Origin of the sequence: Serratia sp. 2C06 (assembly GCF_050037615.1) — a bacterium.
GTDB lineage: Bacteria > Pseudomonadota > Gammaproteobacteria > Enterobacterales > Enterobacteriaceae > Serratia > Serratia ureilytica.
The window spans coordinates 1,133,734-1,149,133 of record NZ_CP188299.1; the positions used below are offsets into that span (position 1 = coordinate 1,133,734).

Below are 15,400 nucleotides of genomic sequence, written 5' to 3' on the forward strand. Positions count from 1 at the left end.
ATTGCATGGCTCTGACGCGTTTATTGATTAAAGATTTCCGCAATATCGAGGCGGCGGATTTGGCGCTGGCGCCGGGATTCAACTTCCTGGTCGGCGCTAACGGCAGCGGCAAGACCAGCGTGCTGGAGGCGGTGTATACGCTCGGCCATGGCCGCGCCTTTCGCAGTCTGCAGGCCGGTCGGGTGATCCGCCACGACCAACCGGAGTTCGTGCTGCATGGCCGCATCGAAGGCGCGGAGCGCGAGCTGTCGGTAGGATTGAGCAAGAGCCGTCAGGGTGACAGCAAAGTACGCATCGATGGCAGCGACGGCCACAAGGTGGCCGAGCTGGCGCAGCTGCTGCCCATGCAGCTGATCACCCCCGAAGGTTTTACCCTGCTGAACGGCGGGCCGAAATTCCGGCGCGCTTTCCTGGACTGGGGCTGTTTTCATAACGAACCCGGTTTTTTCACCGCCTGGAGCAACCTGAAACGGTTACTGAAGCAGCGCAATGCCGCGCTGCGCCAGGTGAGTCGCTATGCGCAGATCCGCGCCTGGGATCAGGAACTGATCCCGCTCGCGGAGCGCATCAGCGAATGGCGGGCGGAATACAGCGACGCGATCGCCGCGGATATCACCGCGACCTGCGCGCAGTTTCTGCCTGAATTCGCCCTGAGCTTCTCCTTCCAGCGCGGCTGGGACAAAGAGAGCGACTACGGCGAGCTGCTGGAGCGCCAGTTTGAGCGCGACAGGGCGTTGACCTATACCGCGGTGGGGCCGCATAAAGCGGACTTTCGCATTCGTGCCGACGGCACGCCGGTAGAGGATTTGTTATCGCGCGGTCAGCTTAAGCTGCTGATGTGCGCGTTGCGCTTGGCGCAGGGTGAGTTTCTCACCCGGCAGAGCGGGCGGCGTTGCCTGTATCTGATTGATGATTTTGCCTCCGAGCTGGACACCGGCCGTCGCCGGTTGCTGGCCGATCGCCTGAAAGCCACCCAGGCCCAGGTTTTTGTCAGCGCGGTCAGCGCTGAACAAGTGACCGACATGGCCGGTGAAAAGGGCAAGATGTTCCGCGTGGAACAGGGTAAAATAGAGGTTCAACCACAGGACTAAAATGAGCGAGAAACGTTGATGTCGAATTCTTATGACTCCTCAAGTATCAAGGTATTAAAAGGGCTGGATGCGGTGCGCAAGCGCCCGGGCATGTATATCGGCGATACCGATGACGGCACCGGTCTGCACCACATGGTATTCGAGGTTGTGGACAACGCTATCGACGAAGCGCTCGCGGGCCACTGTAGTGACATTCAGGTCACCATCCATGCCGACAACTCGGTATCGGTGCAGGATGACGGCCGCGGCATTCCGACCGGCATTCACCCGGAAGAAGGGGTTTCAGCCGCAGAGGTCATCATGACCGTGCTGCACGCCGGCGGTAAATTCGACGACAACTCCTATAAAGTTTCCGGCGGCCTGCACGGCGTGGGCGTCTCGGTGGTTAACGCCCTGTCGGAGAAACTGGAGCTGGTGATCCGCCGCGAAGGCAAAGTGCACGAACAAACTTACAGCCACGGCGAGCCGCAGGCGCCGCTGAACGTGGTGGGCGAAACCGAGCAGACCGGCACCATGGTGCGCTTCTGGCCGAGTCACCAAACTTTCACCAATGTGACCGAATTCGAGTACGACATTCTGGCCAAGCGTCTGCGCGAGCTGTCCTTCCTCAACTCCGGCGTGTCTATTCGCCTGAAGGACAAGCGCACCGACCGTGAAGACCACTTCCATTACGAAGGCGGCATCAAGGCGTTTGTCGAGTACCTGAACAAGAACAAAACCCCGATTCACCCGAACGTGTTCTACTTCTCCACCGTGAAAGACGACATCGGCGTGGAAGTGGCGCTGCAGTGGAACGACGGTTTCCAGGAAAACATCTACTGCTTCACCAACAACATTCCGCAGCGCGACGGCGGCACGCACCTGGTCGGTTTCCGTACCGCGATGACCCGTACGCTGAACAGCTACATGGAGAAGGAAGGCTACAGCAAGAAGGCCAAGGTCAGCGCCACCGGCGATGACGCGCGTGAAGGCCTGATCGCCGTGGTGTCGGTGAAGGTGCCGGATCCGAAGTTCTCTTCTCAGACCAAGGACAAGCTGGTCTCTTCCGAGGTGAAAACCGCGGTTGAAACGCTGATGAACGAGAAGCTGGTGGATTACCTGATGGAGAATCCGGGCGACGCGAAAATCGTGGTCGGCAAAATCATCGACGCGGCGCGCGCGCGCGAAGCGGCGCGTAAAGCGCGTGAGATGACCCGCCGCAAAGGCGCGCTGGATCTGGCCGGCCTGCCGGGCAAACTGGCGGACTGCCAGGAACGCGATCCGGCGCTGTCCGAACTGTACCTGGTGGAAGGGGACTCCGCGGGCGGCTCTGCCAAGCAGGGGCGCAACCGCAAGAATCAGGCTATCTTGCCGCTGAAGGGGAAAATCCTCAACGTCGAGAAAGCGCGTTTCGACAAAATGCTCTCTTCGCAGGAAGTGGCGACGCTGATCACCGCGCTGGGTTGCGGCATCGGCCGCGACGAGTACAGCCCGGACAAGCTGCGTTACCACAGCATCATCATCATGACCGATGCCGACGTCGACGGTTCGCACATCCGTACGCTGCTGTTGACCTTCTTCTACCGCCAGATGCCGGAAATCATCGAGCGTGGCCACGTGTTCATCGCACAGCCGCCGCTGTACAAGGTGAAGAAAGGCAAGCAGGAGCAGTACATCAAAGATGACGAGGCGATGGATCAGTATCAGATCGCCATCGCGATGGATGGCGCTACGCTGCACACCAATGCCAGCGCACCGGCGCTCGGCGGCGAGCAGTTGGAGAAACTGGTGGCCGAGCACTACGGCGTGCAGAAGCTGATTGGCCGCATGGAGCGCCGCTACCCGCGCGCGCTGCTGAACAGCCTGATCTACCAGCCGACGCTGAACGAAGGCGATCTCAGCGATGAAGCCAAGGTGAAAACCTGGATCGCGTCGCTGGTGCAGGCGCTGAACGACAAAGAGCAGCACGGCAGCAGCTATGACTTCGTGATCTTCGAGAACCGCGAGCGCCAGATGTTCGAGCCGGCGTTGCGCATCCGTACCCACGGCGTGGATACCGACTATAAGCTGGACTTCGATTTCATCCACGGCGGTGAATACCGCAAGATCTGCCAGCTGGGCGAGCAGCTGCGCGGGCTGATCGAAGAGGGCGCGTTCATTGAGCGCGGCGAACGCCGTCAGCCGGTAGACAGCTTCGAACAGGCGCTGGAGTGGCTGGTGAAAGAGTCGCGCCGCGGCCTGTCGGTGCAGCGTTATAAAGGTCTGGGCGAGATGAACCCGGAGCAGCTGTGGGAAACCACCATGGATCCGGAAAGCCGCCGCATGCTGCGCGTGACCGTCAAGGACGCCATCGCTGCCGATCAGCTGTTCACCACGCTGATGGGCGATGCGGTTGAACCGCGTCGCGCCTTTATCGAAGAAAACGCCCTGAAAGCGGCGAACATCGATATCTGATGCGTTAATGGCTGTGAAAATCCGCGCCGGGCGACCCGCGCGGATTTTTTTTTGGCCTTTTTTGGCGCTGACAGCCGAGGCTGAAACGCGTTAGCATGAATAAAAACCACTGGGAGAAGCGTTGAATGGCTATTGAACTGATTGCGATCGACATGGACGGCACGTTGCTGGATCCGCAGCACCAAATCACGCCGGCGGTAAAGCAGGCTATCGCGGCGGCGCGGCGCAAAGGGGTACACGTGGTGCTGGCCACCGGGCGGCCTTATGTCGGCGTGCAGGATTATCTGCGCCAGTTGGACATTCAGGGCCCCGGCGATTTCTGTATCACCTATAACGGCGCGCTGGTGCTGCGTGCGGTCGACGGCGCCTGCATTCTGCAAGAAACGCTGGGCTTTGAGGATTATCTGCATTTCGAGCAGATGGCGCGCGAGTTCGGCGTTCACTTCCAGGCGTTTGATTTCGATACCCTGTATACCCCGAACAAGGACATCGGCAAGTACACCATACACGAGGCGGAAATGACCGGTATTCCGCTGAAATACCGCAGCGTGGAAGAGATGGATCGCCAGATGCGTTTCCCGAAAGTGATGATGATCGACGAGCCGGAGCTGCTGGACCGCGCCATCGCGCGCATCCCGGCGGAAACGCGCGCGCGTTACACCATCCTGAAAAGCGCGCCTTATTTCCTCGAGATCCTGCACAAAAACGTCGATAAAGGCGCCGGGGTGAGAATGCTGGCCGAGCATCTCGGCGTGGCGCGGGAGAACATCATGACGCTGGGGGATCAGGCCAATGATACGGCGATGATCGAATATGCCGGCGTCGGCGTGGCGATGGGCAATGCCATTCCCGAGCTGAAAGCGGTGGCGCAGTTTGTCACCAGCGCCAATACCGAAGACGGCGTGGCGCGCGCTATCGAGAAGTTCGTGCTCAACGCCTGATAACGCGGGGCGCTGCGGCGCCCCTTTATACTTTCGCCAACACCCCTTTGGCGATCTGCAGATCCTGAATCGCCAAGCCGGTGAGATCGGCGATGGTGATGTGCTGCGGCTCGCGTCGTACCCGCCCTCCCTGCGCCAAGACGGCGCCAATTTCGACGATCGGCGTTGAAATCAGCCTATTTTGCCGATAAGCCGTCGCGATCTCGCCATAGTCCGCACACTGCGTCAGCGCATCGACCAGCAGCGCGTCTGCGCGGGCCACCAGCTCGGTCGCCAGTTCCTGCTTGCCGGGCGTGTCGGCGCCCACGGCGGTGATGTGCGTACCGGGCCGAATATCCGCCGCCTGCAATATCGGTTCGCGGCTGGGCGTGGTGGTCACGATCAGCTGACAGTGCGCCGCCAGTTCCGCCGCATTCTGCGTAACCCGCACCCGAAAACCCTCGGCTTCGGTATCGCGCCGATACGCCGCCAGCGCCTGTTCGTCTCGCCCCCACACCCACACCTCGCGGCAATCGGTCACCGGTTTCAGGCATTGCAGCTGCAGCCGCGCCTGCAGGCCCGTGCCGACAATGCCGATCGCCTGAATATGCGGCGGCGCGCACAGCTCGGCGACGATGCGGCCGGCCAGGGCGGTGCGCAGCGCGGTCAGCCAACCTTCATCTTGCAGCAGCGCCTGCGGCTCGCCGGTTTGGGCGGAGAACGCCATCATCAGCCCCTGATTGCTCGGCAGGCCGTGTTCGGCATTGCGATAGAAACCGGTAGAGATCTTGACCACGAACAGTTCGTCGCCTTCCAACCAGGCGGACTTGATGCAGCAGTCGCCGTCGGCCCGCTCGAACAGGAAATGCTGCACCGGCGGCTGTTGCACCCGCTGTTGCGAGTAGGCGATAAAACCCTGCTTCAGCAGCGGCGTTATGGTCTCGGCATCGAACGCGGCGAGGATTTGCTGCCGATTAAGGATGTGCATCGGCGATGGCCTTGAGGTATTTCTCCAGCACGATGTTCTTGCCGCACAGCACCACCGCCACCTTTTTACCCTGGTATTCCGGCGCCAGTTTGATCGCCGCCGCCAGCGCCACGCCGGCCGCGCCTTCGATAATCCAGCGATCGCTGGCGGCTATCCGGCGCATCGCGTGTTTAATCTCCGCCTCGCTGACCAGCACTTTGCGGTCGATCAGCTGTTGGCACAGCGGAAAGGTCACGGCGCCCGGCTCGACGCCGCCGGCGGTGCCGTCGGACAGGGTTTCTTGCTCTTCCACCGGGAAGATATGGCCCGCTTCCAGCGCGCTGTACAGGCTGGTGGCGTTTTCCGGCCAGCAGGCGATAAGCTGCGTGTTCGGCGACAGTTGCCGCAGAACGGTGCCGATGCCGGCGATATAACCCCCGCCGCCGACCGCCACGAACACGGCGTCCAGATCGGTGAGCTGTTCAACCAGCTCCATGCCGCAGGTGCCCTGGCCGGCGATCACCTGCTCGTCGTTATACGGCGAGATATAGGTTTTCCCCTGTTCGCGTGCGGCCTGTTCCCCCGCCAGTTCGGCGTTCAGCGCATCGCCCGGCACCAATTCCACGGTGCCGCCCAACGCGCGAATGGTGTCGAGCTTGATGCTCGCCGCCGTCTCCGGCGCATAAACCGTGACGCCAACGCCCATCAGTTGCCCCGCCAAAGCGACGGCCTGACCGTGGTTGCCGGTAGAGGCGGCGATCACGCCGCGCCGGCGTTGCGCGTTATCCAGCAGCCGCAGCTTGTTGCTGGCGCCGCGAAATTTAAAGGAACCGGTGTGCTGCAGGTGATCGCATTTCAAATACAGCTCGCAACCCAATTGCTGAGAAAGCAGCACGCTGCGCTCCAATGGCGTGACTCGCACCTGAGGGCGCAGTTGCTGATGGGCAGAAACAATGGCATCGAAAAGGGGGTTCATACCGGCTCCGGATTTTTTAGACTTAAAATCCAGTTTGTACTTTTTTGTATGGATTGTAAACCCCGTCGGGCAACCCGGCCAGAAAGCGGAAATGGCGGGGGTACGGCATCGCGTATGCGGTGAAAATAAACATTACTGGGCGTTTAGCGGCACAATTTTTTATTTATTTGCGTTAAGTAAGGTGCCGCTGTGGGCGTATTTAATGAGGAGAAGGATAATCAATAAAATAATGCTCGCTTCCTTTACTTATACCGTTTGGGCGTCGTTGAGTTTCCCCATCAGGAATGGGGCCGGCTAGCCGGGCGTTTATTTCCTGCCGGCGTCGTCGATAGGCTTAACGGATAAGTCTCATGGAAATTTCGACGCGGGAAAGCCCCCGGCTCGTCCTCGCCGGCCATATGAAACGCGGCTGCCGATCCGGTAAGATGGCCGTTCAGTGCCAGCATGCGCAGGAGAGCCGCCATGAGCCATCGGGAAAAACAACTGACTTTCGACCCACGCGGGCATCAGTTAACCAATATCAACGTCTGGACGCCGGACAGCCAATGGCTGGCTTATGACGTGCGCCCGCGCGGCGCCTCTTTCACCGGCCTGAGCATCGAGCGGGTTAACGTCGCCAGCGGCGCGGTGGAAGTGGTTTATCGCGCCCAGCACGGCGCACACGTCGGCGTGGTCACGGTCAGCCCCGATGCGCCGGCGCGTTACGTCTTCATCCACGGCCCGGAACACCCGGACAGCGCCTGGCAGTATGATTTTCATCACCGCCGCGGGGTGATCGTCAGCGAACCGGATCGCGAGTTGGCCATTACCCTCGACGCGCTGGATATCACGGCGCCTTACACGCCCGGCGCGCTGCGCGGCGGCAGCCATGTGCACGTTTTCAGCCCGGACGGCAGCCGCCTCAGCTTTACCTACAACGATCACGTGATGCATGAATGCGATCCGGCGCGCGATCTGCGCAACGTCGGCGTGGCCGTGCCGCTGCACGGGGTCAATCCGCCGAAACAGCATCCCCGTGAATATGACGGCAGCCACTATTGCGTGCTGGTTAGCGAGACCGTGCCGCAGCCGCAGCCGGGCAGCGATCAGATCAATCGCGCCTACGAAGAAGGCTGGATTGGCCGCGAAGGCTACCGTAAGGCCGACGGCAGTCGGCAACGTTGGGCGCTGGCGTTCATCGGCGATACGCTGTCCGCCGCCGGCGAGAAACTGCCGGAGGTGTTTATCGTCGATCTGCCGGAGAACGACGCCGACTACGCCAGGGCCGGCACGGTGCCGCTGCAGGGGACGGAAAGCGAGCTGCCGGCGCCGCCGCTTGGCGTCAGGCAGCGGCGGGTGACCTTTACCGGTGAACGCCGTTTTCCGGGCGTGGTCGGTGCGCCGCGCCATTGGCTGCGCAGCTCGCCGGACGGCAGCCAGATAGCTTTTCTGATGAAGGATGACGGCGGCGTGGTGCAACTGTGGACGGTGTCGCCGAACGGCGGTGAGCCGCGCCAGGTCAGCCGCGGCGAGCATGACATCCAGTCGGCGTTCAGCTGGCACCCGCAGGGCGGGACGATAGCCCTGGTGTGTGACAACAGCGTGATGCTGTGTGAGGTCGCCAGCGGCCGCCTGCAGCGTTTAACGCAGCGCAGCGTGCAGCCGCCGTCGGGGGATGCCGTGGTATTTTCGCCGGATGGCAAGAAAGTGGCATTTATGCGCGAGATTGCCGGATTCAACCAGATCTTTGTGGTTGAGGCGTAAGGCGGGCCTGATGGCCCGCTGCGTGCGAGATTAGTGTGTGGCGGTGCTGTCGTTGCCCTCGCCGGGGTTGCCGGTTGCCGCCAGATTCTGCTGCTCGCTGCGCAGGATGCGCGCTTTTGGCGAGTCTGCGGTGGCGTCATTGCCTGAACGCAGATAGTCGTAAGGCAGCAGCACGGTATCCATCACTGCGGAGAACGGCAGATCCAGCGCCACCAGCGGCATCATCGCCCAGCTGGTGTTGTCGTCCTTCAGCATGTCCACGCTGGCGCGGGTGCCGGGATAGTAACCCTGATTCGGGCCGGTATGGCTCATCACGCTGGAGCAACCGCTGGTCGCCAACAACATGCAGCCCGTCGCTATCGCTTTCATCGTCGTCATTAATCCATCCTGCAGGGTTGCTGTGCCCCTAAATTAAGCTGATTTATAACATCCTGTTGCTGCTTTAAAAGAAGCAAAATCCCGCTCTGTGGCGGCTCTCTCACTTTAGTGTAAGTGGTAAAAAAACTTTCACCTAACCGAAAAGCGCTTTTTTTGATCCTCGCCCGTTGAATTGATGAAATCAACCCCCATTTTATCATCAGAGCCGGATTGAGAATTTGCCGTAAGGGAATTCTGGCTTAATTAGCCTGTCCAGAATGGAAGGCGTATTTATTTCAACCTCGCTGAAGTGCCTTAGGAGGCTGTTTTATGCGTAATTTCGATCTTTCTCCGCTATACCGTTCCGCCATTGGTTTCGATCGCCTGTTCAACGCGCTGGAGGCCGGCCAGAGCCAGGGCAACGGCGGTTATCCCCCTTATAATGTCGAGCTGGTGGACGAAAATCATTATCGCATCGCCATTGCGGTAGCCGGGTTTGCCGAGCAGGAGCTGGAGATCACCACGCAAGATAATCTGCTGATCGTGCGCGGTGCGCACAATAACGAACCGGCAGAAAAAACCTATTTATATCAGGGCATCGCTGAGCGTAATTTCGAGCGTAAATTCCAGCTGGCCGAACATATTCAAATTAAAGGCGCCAAACTGGAGAACGGTCTGCTGTATATCGATATGCAGCGCATCGTGCCGGAAACATTAAAACCGCGCCGTATCGAAATTAAATAATTCCGTTTTCGCCGGCAGGAACGCTGTCGGCAAATATGCAGTAATAATCCGCCTGCCGTCAGGGGGCTGAATAAACACATCTCGCTTAATGAAAGGAGTTGTTCCTATGCGTAATTACGATCTATCCCCGCTTCTGCGTCAATGGATTGGTTTTGATAAACTGGCCAGTTCCATGGGGGGCCAGGAACCCCAGGGGTTCCCGCCGTATAATATCGAGAAAAGCGATGACAATCACTACCGCATTTCTCTGGCGCTGGCCGGTTTCCGGCAGAGCGAACTGAATATCGAAGTGGAAGGGCCGCGGCTGACCGTCAGCGGTAAACCCACGCCGCCGGAAAAACAGGTCGAGTACCTGCATCAGGGGCTGGTGTGCAAAGAGTTCCAGCTGACCTTCACTCTGGCGGAACACCTGCAGGTGTCCGAGGCCAAATTTGAAAATGGCCTGTTGCACATCGATCTGGTGCGTCAGGTTCCGGAAGCCTTGCAGCCTCAGCGCATCGCCATCGGCGCGACGCCGGAGCTGGAAGCCAAATAACCGACTGAAAAACGGTCATCATCATGCGGGGGAGATCCAGACGGATCTCCCCCGTTGCGTTATGTGGCGCACGCCACAGTCCCCCCGTCTGCCCGATGCCATAATCCTTGTTAATTGTGTGTCTATGTCCGCAAATCCCCTATTCAACTTTGGCAAGGATGTGACCTATGAGCGATATCGCCCTGACCGTCAGCATGTTGGCGTTGGCGGCCGTCATTGGGCTGTGGATGGGGAACTGGAAGCTGTACGGTGTCGGGCTGGGGATTGGCGGCGTGCTGTTCGGCGGCATCCTGGTCGGCCACTTCGCCCAGAGCGGGCAAATCAGCCTGAACGGGGACATGCTGCACTTCATCCAGGAGTTTGGCCTGATCCTGTTCGTTTACACCATCGGCATTCAGGTTGGCCCCGGCTTCTTCTCTTCGCTGCGCGTCTCCGGTCTGCGGCTCAACGCCTTCGCGGTGCTGCTGGTGCTGACCGGCGGCGCAGTGGCGGCGGCGGTGCACAAGCTGTTCGACGTGCCGCTGCCGATCATCCTCGGCGTGTTCTCCGGCGCGGTCACCAACACGCCGGCGCTGGGCGCCGGTCAGCAAATCCTGACCGATCTCGGTTCCGATCCGGCGTTGGTGGACGGCATGGGCATGGGTTACGCCATGGCCTATCCGTTCGGCATTTGCGGCATCCTGCTGGTGATGTGGCTGATCCGATTGGTTTTCCGCATCAACATCGAGCGCGAGGCGCAGGCGTTTGAAAGCAGCCTGGGCAATCAGCGCGAGCTGTTGCACGCCATGAACGTGGCGGTGCGTAACCCCAATCTGCAGGGCATGGCGATCAAAAGCGTGCCGCTGCTCAACGGTGAAGCGATCGTCTGTTCGCGCCTCAAACGCGGCGAGCTGTTGATGGTGCCGGCGCCGCATGAGCGGCTGGAGCTCGGCGACTATCTGCACCTGGTGGGCAAACGCGAAGATCTGGAGAACGCCCGGCTGGTGATCGGCGAAGAGGTCGACGCTTCGCTGTCCACGCGCGGCACTGCGCTGCAGGTAGTGAGGGCGGCGGTGACCAACGAGCAGGTGCTGGGGAAAAAAATCCGCGATCTGAACCTGAAGCAGAAATATGACGTGGTGATTTCACGCCTCAACCGCGCCGGCGTGGAGCTGGTGGCCGGCAGCAACGTGACGCTGCAGTTTGGCGATATTCTCAACCTGGTCGGCCGGCCGGAGGCCATCGACGCGGTGACGGCAATCGTCGGCAACGCCCAACAAAAGCTGCAGCAGGTGCAGATGCTGCCGGTCTTTATCGGCATCGGCCTCGGGGTGCTGCTGGGCTCCATTCCGCTGTTTGTGCCCGGCTTCCCGGCGGCATTGCGGCTGGGGCTGGCCGGCGGGCCGTTGGTGGCGGCGCTGATCCTGGGGCGCATCGGCAGTATCGGCAAGCTGTACTGGTTTATGCCGCCGAGCGCCAACCTGGCGCTGCGCGAACTGGGCATCGTGCTGTTTCTGGCGGTGGTCGGTTTGAAATCGGGCGGCAATTTTATCGATACGTTGCTGCATGGCGAGGGGCTGACATGGATTGGTTATGGCGCGTTGATCACCGCCATTCCGCTGCTGAGCGTCGGCATTCTGGCGCGCACGGTGGGCAAGATGAACTATCTGACGCTGTCCGGCATGTTGGCGGGGTCGATGACCGATCCGCCGGCGCTGGCGTTCGCCAACGGCCTGCATCCCACCAGCGGCGCCGCCGCGCTGTCTTACGCCACCGTATATCCGCTGGCGATGTTCCTGCGCATCATGTCGCCGCAGCTGCTGGCGGTGCTGTTCTGGACGTTGTAGTGCGGATCGTCTACAGCCGATAAGGCATCAACACGCCATTGTCAGTGCCGAAATCTTTGGGGTTGCGGGAGATGAGCATCCGGAATCCCACCTGCGCTGTGGCCCAGATAATGGCGTCTGGCAGTTTCACATGCTGTGAGTGGCGCAGTTCTACGGCGCGTTCGGCGACTTCATCGGTAATAGGCAGCAGCAGAAATTGCCCTAAAAACTGACGTGTTTTCAGCTCCAGTGCCGGACCCTGTTTTTTAGCACCTACCATCACTTCCATCCAGGTGATGGCGCTGATGGCCGGATTGATGTGATACTCGACCAGAACGTCCCTGGCTTGAGGAATGCCGTTGAGATAATCGATCAGGATATTGGTGTCGAATAACGCCCGTTGAGCCACCATTATTCCCACTCCTCGCGCTGACGATTTTCGTACTCCACGCCATCTCCCATCGCCCCGGACCAGAGCCCGAAAGCGTTGCTGGGATCTTCCACGTGGTTCTCCGTCAGATAGCGGGAGACTGCTTGACGAATGATTTCGGCCCGGGGAACGTGGCGGATATTTTTCAGATTATCTAGCTGCCGCAGGTCTTCTTCAGGTAAATCGATCACGATGCGAGTCATCGTTGGCCCTCCAAAAAAGATATACGATATATGCATCGTATATCTTTATCGGTCGATTTTCAATCAGTCGGCGTTAGCCTTCCTGATGTGCGCGTTCGATCTCTTCCGCCAGAATAGCCACGCCGCGCTCGATTTTCTCCGGATCGGGCACGTAGTTCATGCGCATGCACTGGTGGGTATGTGGCCATTCATGCTCCAGTCCCGGGAAGAAGTAGTGGCCGGGCACCATCAGCACGCCGCGCTTTTTCAGGCGCTGATACAGCACTTCGGTGGTGATCGGCAGATCCTTGAACCACAGCCAGAGGAAGATAGCCCCTTCCGGTTTGTGGATCAGGCAGCGTTCCGGCGACAGGTAGCGGCGAATGATCTCGATGGTGTGCTCGACGCGCTGTTTGTAGAACGGGCGAATCACCTCGTTCGACAGGCGCAGCAGATCGCCGCGCGCGATCATTTCCGTCGCCATCGCCGGCCCCATGCTGCCTGGAGACAGGCTGATGATGCCGTTCATGTTGGTCAACGCGGTGATCACCTTCTCGTCGGCGATCACGATGCCGCAGCGCGAGCCGGGCAGGCCGAGCTTGGACAGGCTCATGCACAGGATGGTGTTCGGGTTCCACAGCGGCGTGGCGTCGCTGAAGATGATGCCGGGGAACGGCACGCCGTAGGCGTTGTCGATGACCAGCGGAATATCGCGCTGTTGCGCCAGCAGATCGAGCTTCATCAGCTCTTCGTCGGTGATCACGTTGCCGGTCGGGTTGGTCGGCCGTGAAACGCAGATCATGCCGATGTCATCGCCGATGGTGAGATGTTCGAAATCGACGTGATACTTGAACTGGCCGTCCGGCAGCAGCTCGATGTTCGGTTTGGCGGAGACGAACAGCCCTTCATCCAGCCCGGCATCGGCATAGCCGATATATTCCGGCGCCAGTGGGAACAACACGCGGCGGCGCGAGCCGTCGGCGTAGCGGCCGGCGAACAGGTTGAACAAGTAGAAAAATGCGCTTTGGCTGCCATTAGTCAGAGCAATATTCTGTGGCGAGATCTCCCAGCCGAGCTCGTCGCGCAGCAGATTGGCCAGCGCTTTCAGCAGCGCGTCCTTGCCTTGCGGGCCGTCGTAGTTGCACAGCGCTTCGGTCAGTTTGCCCTGGTCGAGCATCTCCTGGCACAGCTGTTTGAAATAGGCTTCCATCTCTGGGATCTGTGCGGGGTTGCCGCCGCCGAGCATGATGGCGCCGGGGGTGCGCAGGCCTTCGTTCAGGTCGTCCATCAAACGGGTAATGCCCGCATAACGGGTAAATTTTTCGCCGAAAAGTGAGAAAGTCATAGGTGCAGCAGTACTGTTTTTTAGCAGGTAATCACCCACCATACCGCCAGATAAACCCCGCTGCAATGCGGCTGACAAATCGACCGGTGGGCACAAGTTTTGCCCTGCGTTCGATTAGCAGCATATTACGCTGGATTATTGTGACCGTTCGCCGGCCCACGCCATTATCGCCTCAACCTTTCAGCCACGCGATTCAGCCACGCGATCTTAGGGTTGGCACAGGTTTTGCGGTCCCGACCCAGATCACACTTTTTCGCTGCATTTCATTAACACTATGGCAATTTATAACCATATCGAGTAACTTCCGCATCCGTTAAATTTAACTTAACAATAAAGATTATCTAAACTAATGCTCGGAAAGGGATGAGTAGTGCGGTAGCGTGGATGAAGCCATGCCAAAAGCACGGCTTTCAAGGCGATTTTACTTGCCTGACCATGGGTTGATTGCCAGTTTCGTCCCTGTCTATCTACAGAGTAATCGGTTTGATGAGCGGTGTCTCCTGCTGGCCGGCATGGGGCATGTACGTTGCCGTTGCTGAAAATTGGCTATTTTGTATAAAAAACACTAATCATACTACCCGCGAGGGAGCCGCAAATAGCATTTAGCGGCGTAACGCCAGGGTAGGGCGCTCTGTGTCCGGCAGATGCGCATCGCCAGGCATCGCAGCCCATTAGGCGGGTAGGGTTGGAGGATAAAGGTTTCGCGCCGATTCACCTGGCGTCATTTGAAAACCCGTATGCAGCGTAGACTTTCGCTCACCGCGCACAAGTGAGATGAGGTCAGGTAGCAATGAAAAACAGCGCAAGTCTGGTTTCGATAAATAAGTGGAAAAGAAATCTATAAAAGTCTCTTTCGCACTTTTTAGCGTGCAGGAAGTTTAAAGAATAAATAATCAAGCTCTTTTATTTGTGAGATGAATTACTTCACTTGAAAAACAGGGAAGCATTTGCTGTTCAATGTTCATGAGCATTGCGGTGAACATCAATATGTCGTTATTCCAATCAGAGTAAAAAGGAAGATTGCACGATGATTCGTGGTAACATTAAAGAGTTTGAGAACACACTTGAGTGCCGTGTGAGCGCATACCCCATGATGACAGATGTAGGGTATTGCAAATTGGCTTCGGATGACTTTAACCTTACCGATGCGCAAAAATCAGACTTAAGTATTATTCAGCGGCATTTCGATACGCTTGCTCTGGATCCCTACGGTGAAAATGCGGGGCGCTATCGGCAGCACAGTAAATATGTGCTTTTACCTTGCTTTAATCTCTTGATTCCTCAATCTTCCGAACACGCCTACAGTTACAAACAAGATGTCGGATTTAATGATGAAGTCGTTGAGGAGGCAAGGAAGTTTCAGCCTGTTCCAAACGAAATTTTGTCAAATAATCTGATCACGTCGCTTGTCCTGCATGATTTTAAAAACTCCCCGTTACATGAGTATGCTTCCACGATTCCCATGGAGGTCGGCATTCACTTCATCAGAATGAAAGCGACGGTTGATGCGCCGGGGATTTCCGTACCGAATCGACTTCATAAGGATGGCGAGCCTTGCACCTGGATACATTTGATCAATCGTGATGGTGTTTCTGGCGGTGAGAACATCATTACAGATAACACCAAGACGAACATCCTGTGTAATGAGGCGATGCTCAAACCGCTGGACTCCATCGGCATCGTTGATGATCTAGTCTGGCACCAGGTGAAACCGGTTCATGTGGATGGGCACGGTAAGGTGGGCTTCCGCGATGTCATATTAATCGATTTCACCCCGATGTTCGCGGTGCCAAATAACCCATCGTAATAAAGACTCACATGAACGGGGGGATCCTTTATTCAAGGCATGCCCCCCCACTTCCTGATACTCGA

The 15,400-nt window shown here is 58.4% G+C and carries 14 protein-coding genes; 8 read left to right on the top strand and 6 right to left on the bottom strand.

Annotation, left to right across the window (positions count from 1 at the left end; translation table 11 throughout):
* Positions 1-5: 5 nt before the first annotated feature.
* From recF to yidA, 3 genes are all read left to right on the top strand, one after another.
* Positions 6-1,091, top strand: a complete 1,086-nt coding sequence (recF, locus tag ACP3TA_RS05845; protein WP_004933895.1) for a DNA replication/repair protein RecF — start codon at positions 6-8, stop codon at positions 1,089-1,091.
* An 18-nt stretch (positions 1,092-1,109) separates the two neighbouring features.
* Entirely contained in the window at positions 1,110-3,524 is a 2,415-nt protein-coding gene (gyrB, locus tag ACP3TA_RS05850; RefSeq protein ID WP_004933898.1) for a DNA topoisomerase (ATP-hydrolyzing) subunit B, read from the top strand.
* A gap of 125 nt (positions 3,525-3,649) precedes the next feature.
* Entirely contained in the window at positions 3,650-4,465 is an 816-nt protein-coding gene (yidA, locus tag ACP3TA_RS05855) for a sugar-phosphatase (RefSeq protein ID WP_033645143.1), read from the top strand.
* Positions 4,466-4,490: 25 nt separating this feature from the next.
* On the opposite strand, the gene ACP3TA_RS05860 is transcribed toward yidA, so the two are convergent.
* A complete protein-coding gene (locus ACP3TA_RS05860) occupies positions 4,491-5,432 on the bottom strand; it encodes an ornithine cyclodeaminase family protein (protein ID WP_033645142.1) in 942 nt (313 codons plus the stop codon).
* The gene (locus tag ACP3TA_RS05865; protein ID WP_033645141.1) at positions 5,419-6,387 is read right to left on the bottom strand and encodes a threonine/serine dehydratase; all 969 of its coding nucleotides are present in this window, start codon (positions 6,385-6,387) and stop codon (positions 5,419-5,421) included. The genes ACP3TA_RS05860 and ACP3TA_RS05865 overlap by 14 nt, the downstream gene beginning before the upstream one ends.
* A gap of 462 nt (positions 6,388-6,849) precedes the next feature.
* On the opposite strand from ACP3TA_RS05865, the gene ACP3TA_RS05870 reads away from it, so the two are divergent.
* Positions 6,850-8,130 (top strand): DUF3748 domain-containing protein, encoded by a 1,281-nt coding sequence (locus tag ACP3TA_RS05870; protein WP_033645140.1) that lies wholly within the window; start codon positions 6,850-6,852, stop codon positions 8,128-8,130.
* Between the two features lie 30 nt (positions 8,131-8,160).
* Here the strand turns inward: ACP3TA_RS05870 and ACP3TA_RS05875 are convergent, their stop codons facing one another.
* Positions 8,161-8,508 (bottom strand): YceK/YidQ family lipoprotein, encoded by a 348-nt coding sequence (locus ACP3TA_RS05875; RefSeq protein WP_016929593.1) that lies wholly within the window; start codon positions 8,506-8,508, stop codon positions 8,161-8,163.
* A gap of 309 nt (positions 8,509-8,817) precedes the next feature.
* On the opposite strand from ACP3TA_RS05875, the gene ibpA reads away from it, so the two are divergent.
* The 3 genes from ibpA to ACP3TA_RS05890 all read left to right on the top strand — a co-directional run bounded on the left by ibpA (position 8,818) and on the right by ACP3TA_RS05890 (position 11,592).
* Complete coding sequence (gene ibpA, locus ACP3TA_RS05880; RefSeq protein ID WP_004933919.1) at positions 8,818-9,231, top strand: small heat shock chaperone IbpA; 414 nt, start codon at positions 8,818-8,820, stop codon at positions 9,229-9,231.
* A 106-nt stretch (positions 9,232-9,337) separates the two neighbouring features.
* Positions 9,338-9,766, top strand: a complete 429-nt coding sequence (ibpB, locus tag ACP3TA_RS05885) for a small heat shock chaperone IbpB (protein WP_004933922.1) — start codon at positions 9,338-9,340, stop codon at positions 9,764-9,766.
* A 167-nt stretch (positions 9,767-9,933) separates the two neighbouring features.
* The gene (locus tag ACP3TA_RS05890) at positions 9,934-11,592 is read left to right on the top strand and encodes a putative transporter (protein WP_033652317.1); all 1,659 of its coding nucleotides are present in this window, start codon (positions 9,934-9,936) and stop codon (positions 11,590-11,592) included.
* Between the two features lie 10 nt (positions 11,593-11,602).
* On the opposite strand, the gene ACP3TA_RS05895 is transcribed toward ACP3TA_RS05890, so the two are convergent.
* The 3 genes from ACP3TA_RS05895 to ACP3TA_RS05905 form a co-directional block, all read right to left on the bottom strand.
* On the bottom strand, positions 11,603-11,983 hold the full coding sequence (locus tag ACP3TA_RS05895) for a type II toxin-antitoxin system VapC family toxin (protein WP_025304766.1): 381 nt from the start codon (positions 11,981-11,983) through the stop codon (positions 11,603-11,605).
* The gene (locus tag ACP3TA_RS05900) at positions 11,983-12,204 is read right to left on the bottom strand and encodes a ribbon-helix-helix domain-containing protein (RefSeq protein WP_025304767.1); all 222 of its coding nucleotides are present in this window, start codon (positions 12,202-12,204) and stop codon (positions 11,983-11,985) included. Before ACP3TA_RS05900 ends, ACP3TA_RS05895 begins: the two co-directional genes overlap by 1 nt.
* Positions 12,205-12,277: 73 nt before the next feature.
* Entirely contained in the window at positions 12,278-13,528 is a 1,251-nt protein-coding gene (locus ACP3TA_RS05905; RefSeq protein WP_033645138.1) for a valine--pyruvate transaminase, read from the bottom strand.
* A 1,027-nt stretch (positions 13,529-14,555) separates the two neighbouring features.
* Here ACP3TA_RS05905 and ACP3TA_RS05910 point away from each other — a divergent pair.
* The gene (locus ACP3TA_RS05910; protein WP_033645137.1) at positions 14,556-15,335 is read left to right on the top strand and encodes a 2OG-Fe dioxygenase family protein; all 780 of its coding nucleotides are present in this window, start codon (positions 14,556-14,558) and stop codon (positions 15,333-15,335) included.
* Positions 15,336-15,400 lie beyond the last annotated feature (65 nt).

Coding starts and splice junctions, on each gene's coding strand:
- ACP3TA_RS05875 (WP_016929593.1), bottom strand. CDS start 8,508: ATGACGACGATGAAAGCGATAGCGACGGGCTGCATGTTGTTGGCGACC.
- ACP3TA_RS05890 (WP_033652317.1), top strand. CDS start 9,934: ATGAGCGATATCGCCCTGACCGTCAGCATGTTGGCGTTGGCGGCCGTC.
- yidA (WP_033645143.1), top strand. CDS start 3,650: ATGGCTATTGAACTGATTGCGATCGACATGGACGGCACGTTGCTGGAT.
- ibpB (WP_004933922.1), top strand. CDS start 9,338: ATGCGTAATTACGATCTATCCCCGCTTCTGCGTCAATGGATTGGTTTT.
- ACP3TA_RS05905 (WP_033645138.1), bottom strand. CDS start 13,528: ATGACTTTCTCACTTTTCGGCGAAAAATTTACCCGTTATGCGGGCATT.
- gyrB (WP_004933898.1), top strand. CDS start 1,110: ATGTCGAATTCTTATGACTCCTCAAGTATCAAGGTATTAAAAGGGCTG.
- ACP3TA_RS05895 (WP_025304766.1), bottom strand. CDS start 11,983: ATGGTGGCTCAACGGGCGTTATTCGACACCAATATCCTGATCGATTAT.
- recF (WP_004933895.1), top strand. CDS start 6: ATGGCTCTGACGCGTTTATTGATTAAAGATTTCCGCAATATCGAGGCG.
- ibpA (WP_004933919.1), top strand. CDS start 8,818: ATGCGTAATTTCGATCTTTCTCCGCTATACCGTTCCGCCATTGGTTTC.
- ACP3TA_RS05865 (WP_033645141.1), bottom strand. CDS start 6,387: ATGAACCCCCTTTTCGATGCCATTGTTTCTGCCCATCAGCAACTGCGC.
- ACP3TA_RS05860 (WP_033645142.1), bottom strand. CDS start 5,432: ATGCACATCCTTAATCGGCAGCAAATCCTCGCCGCGTTCGATGCCGAG.
- ACP3TA_RS05910 (WP_033645137.1), top strand. CDS start 14,556: ATGATTCGTGGTAACATTAAAGAGTTTGAGAACACACTTGAGTGCCGT.
- ACP3TA_RS05870 (WP_033645140.1), top strand. CDS start 6,850: ATGAGCCATCGGGAAAAACAACTGACTTTCGACCCACGCGGGCATCAG.
- ACP3TA_RS05900 (WP_025304767.1), bottom strand. CDS start 12,204: ATGACTCGCATCGTGATCGATTTACCTGAAGAAGACCTGCGGCAGCTA.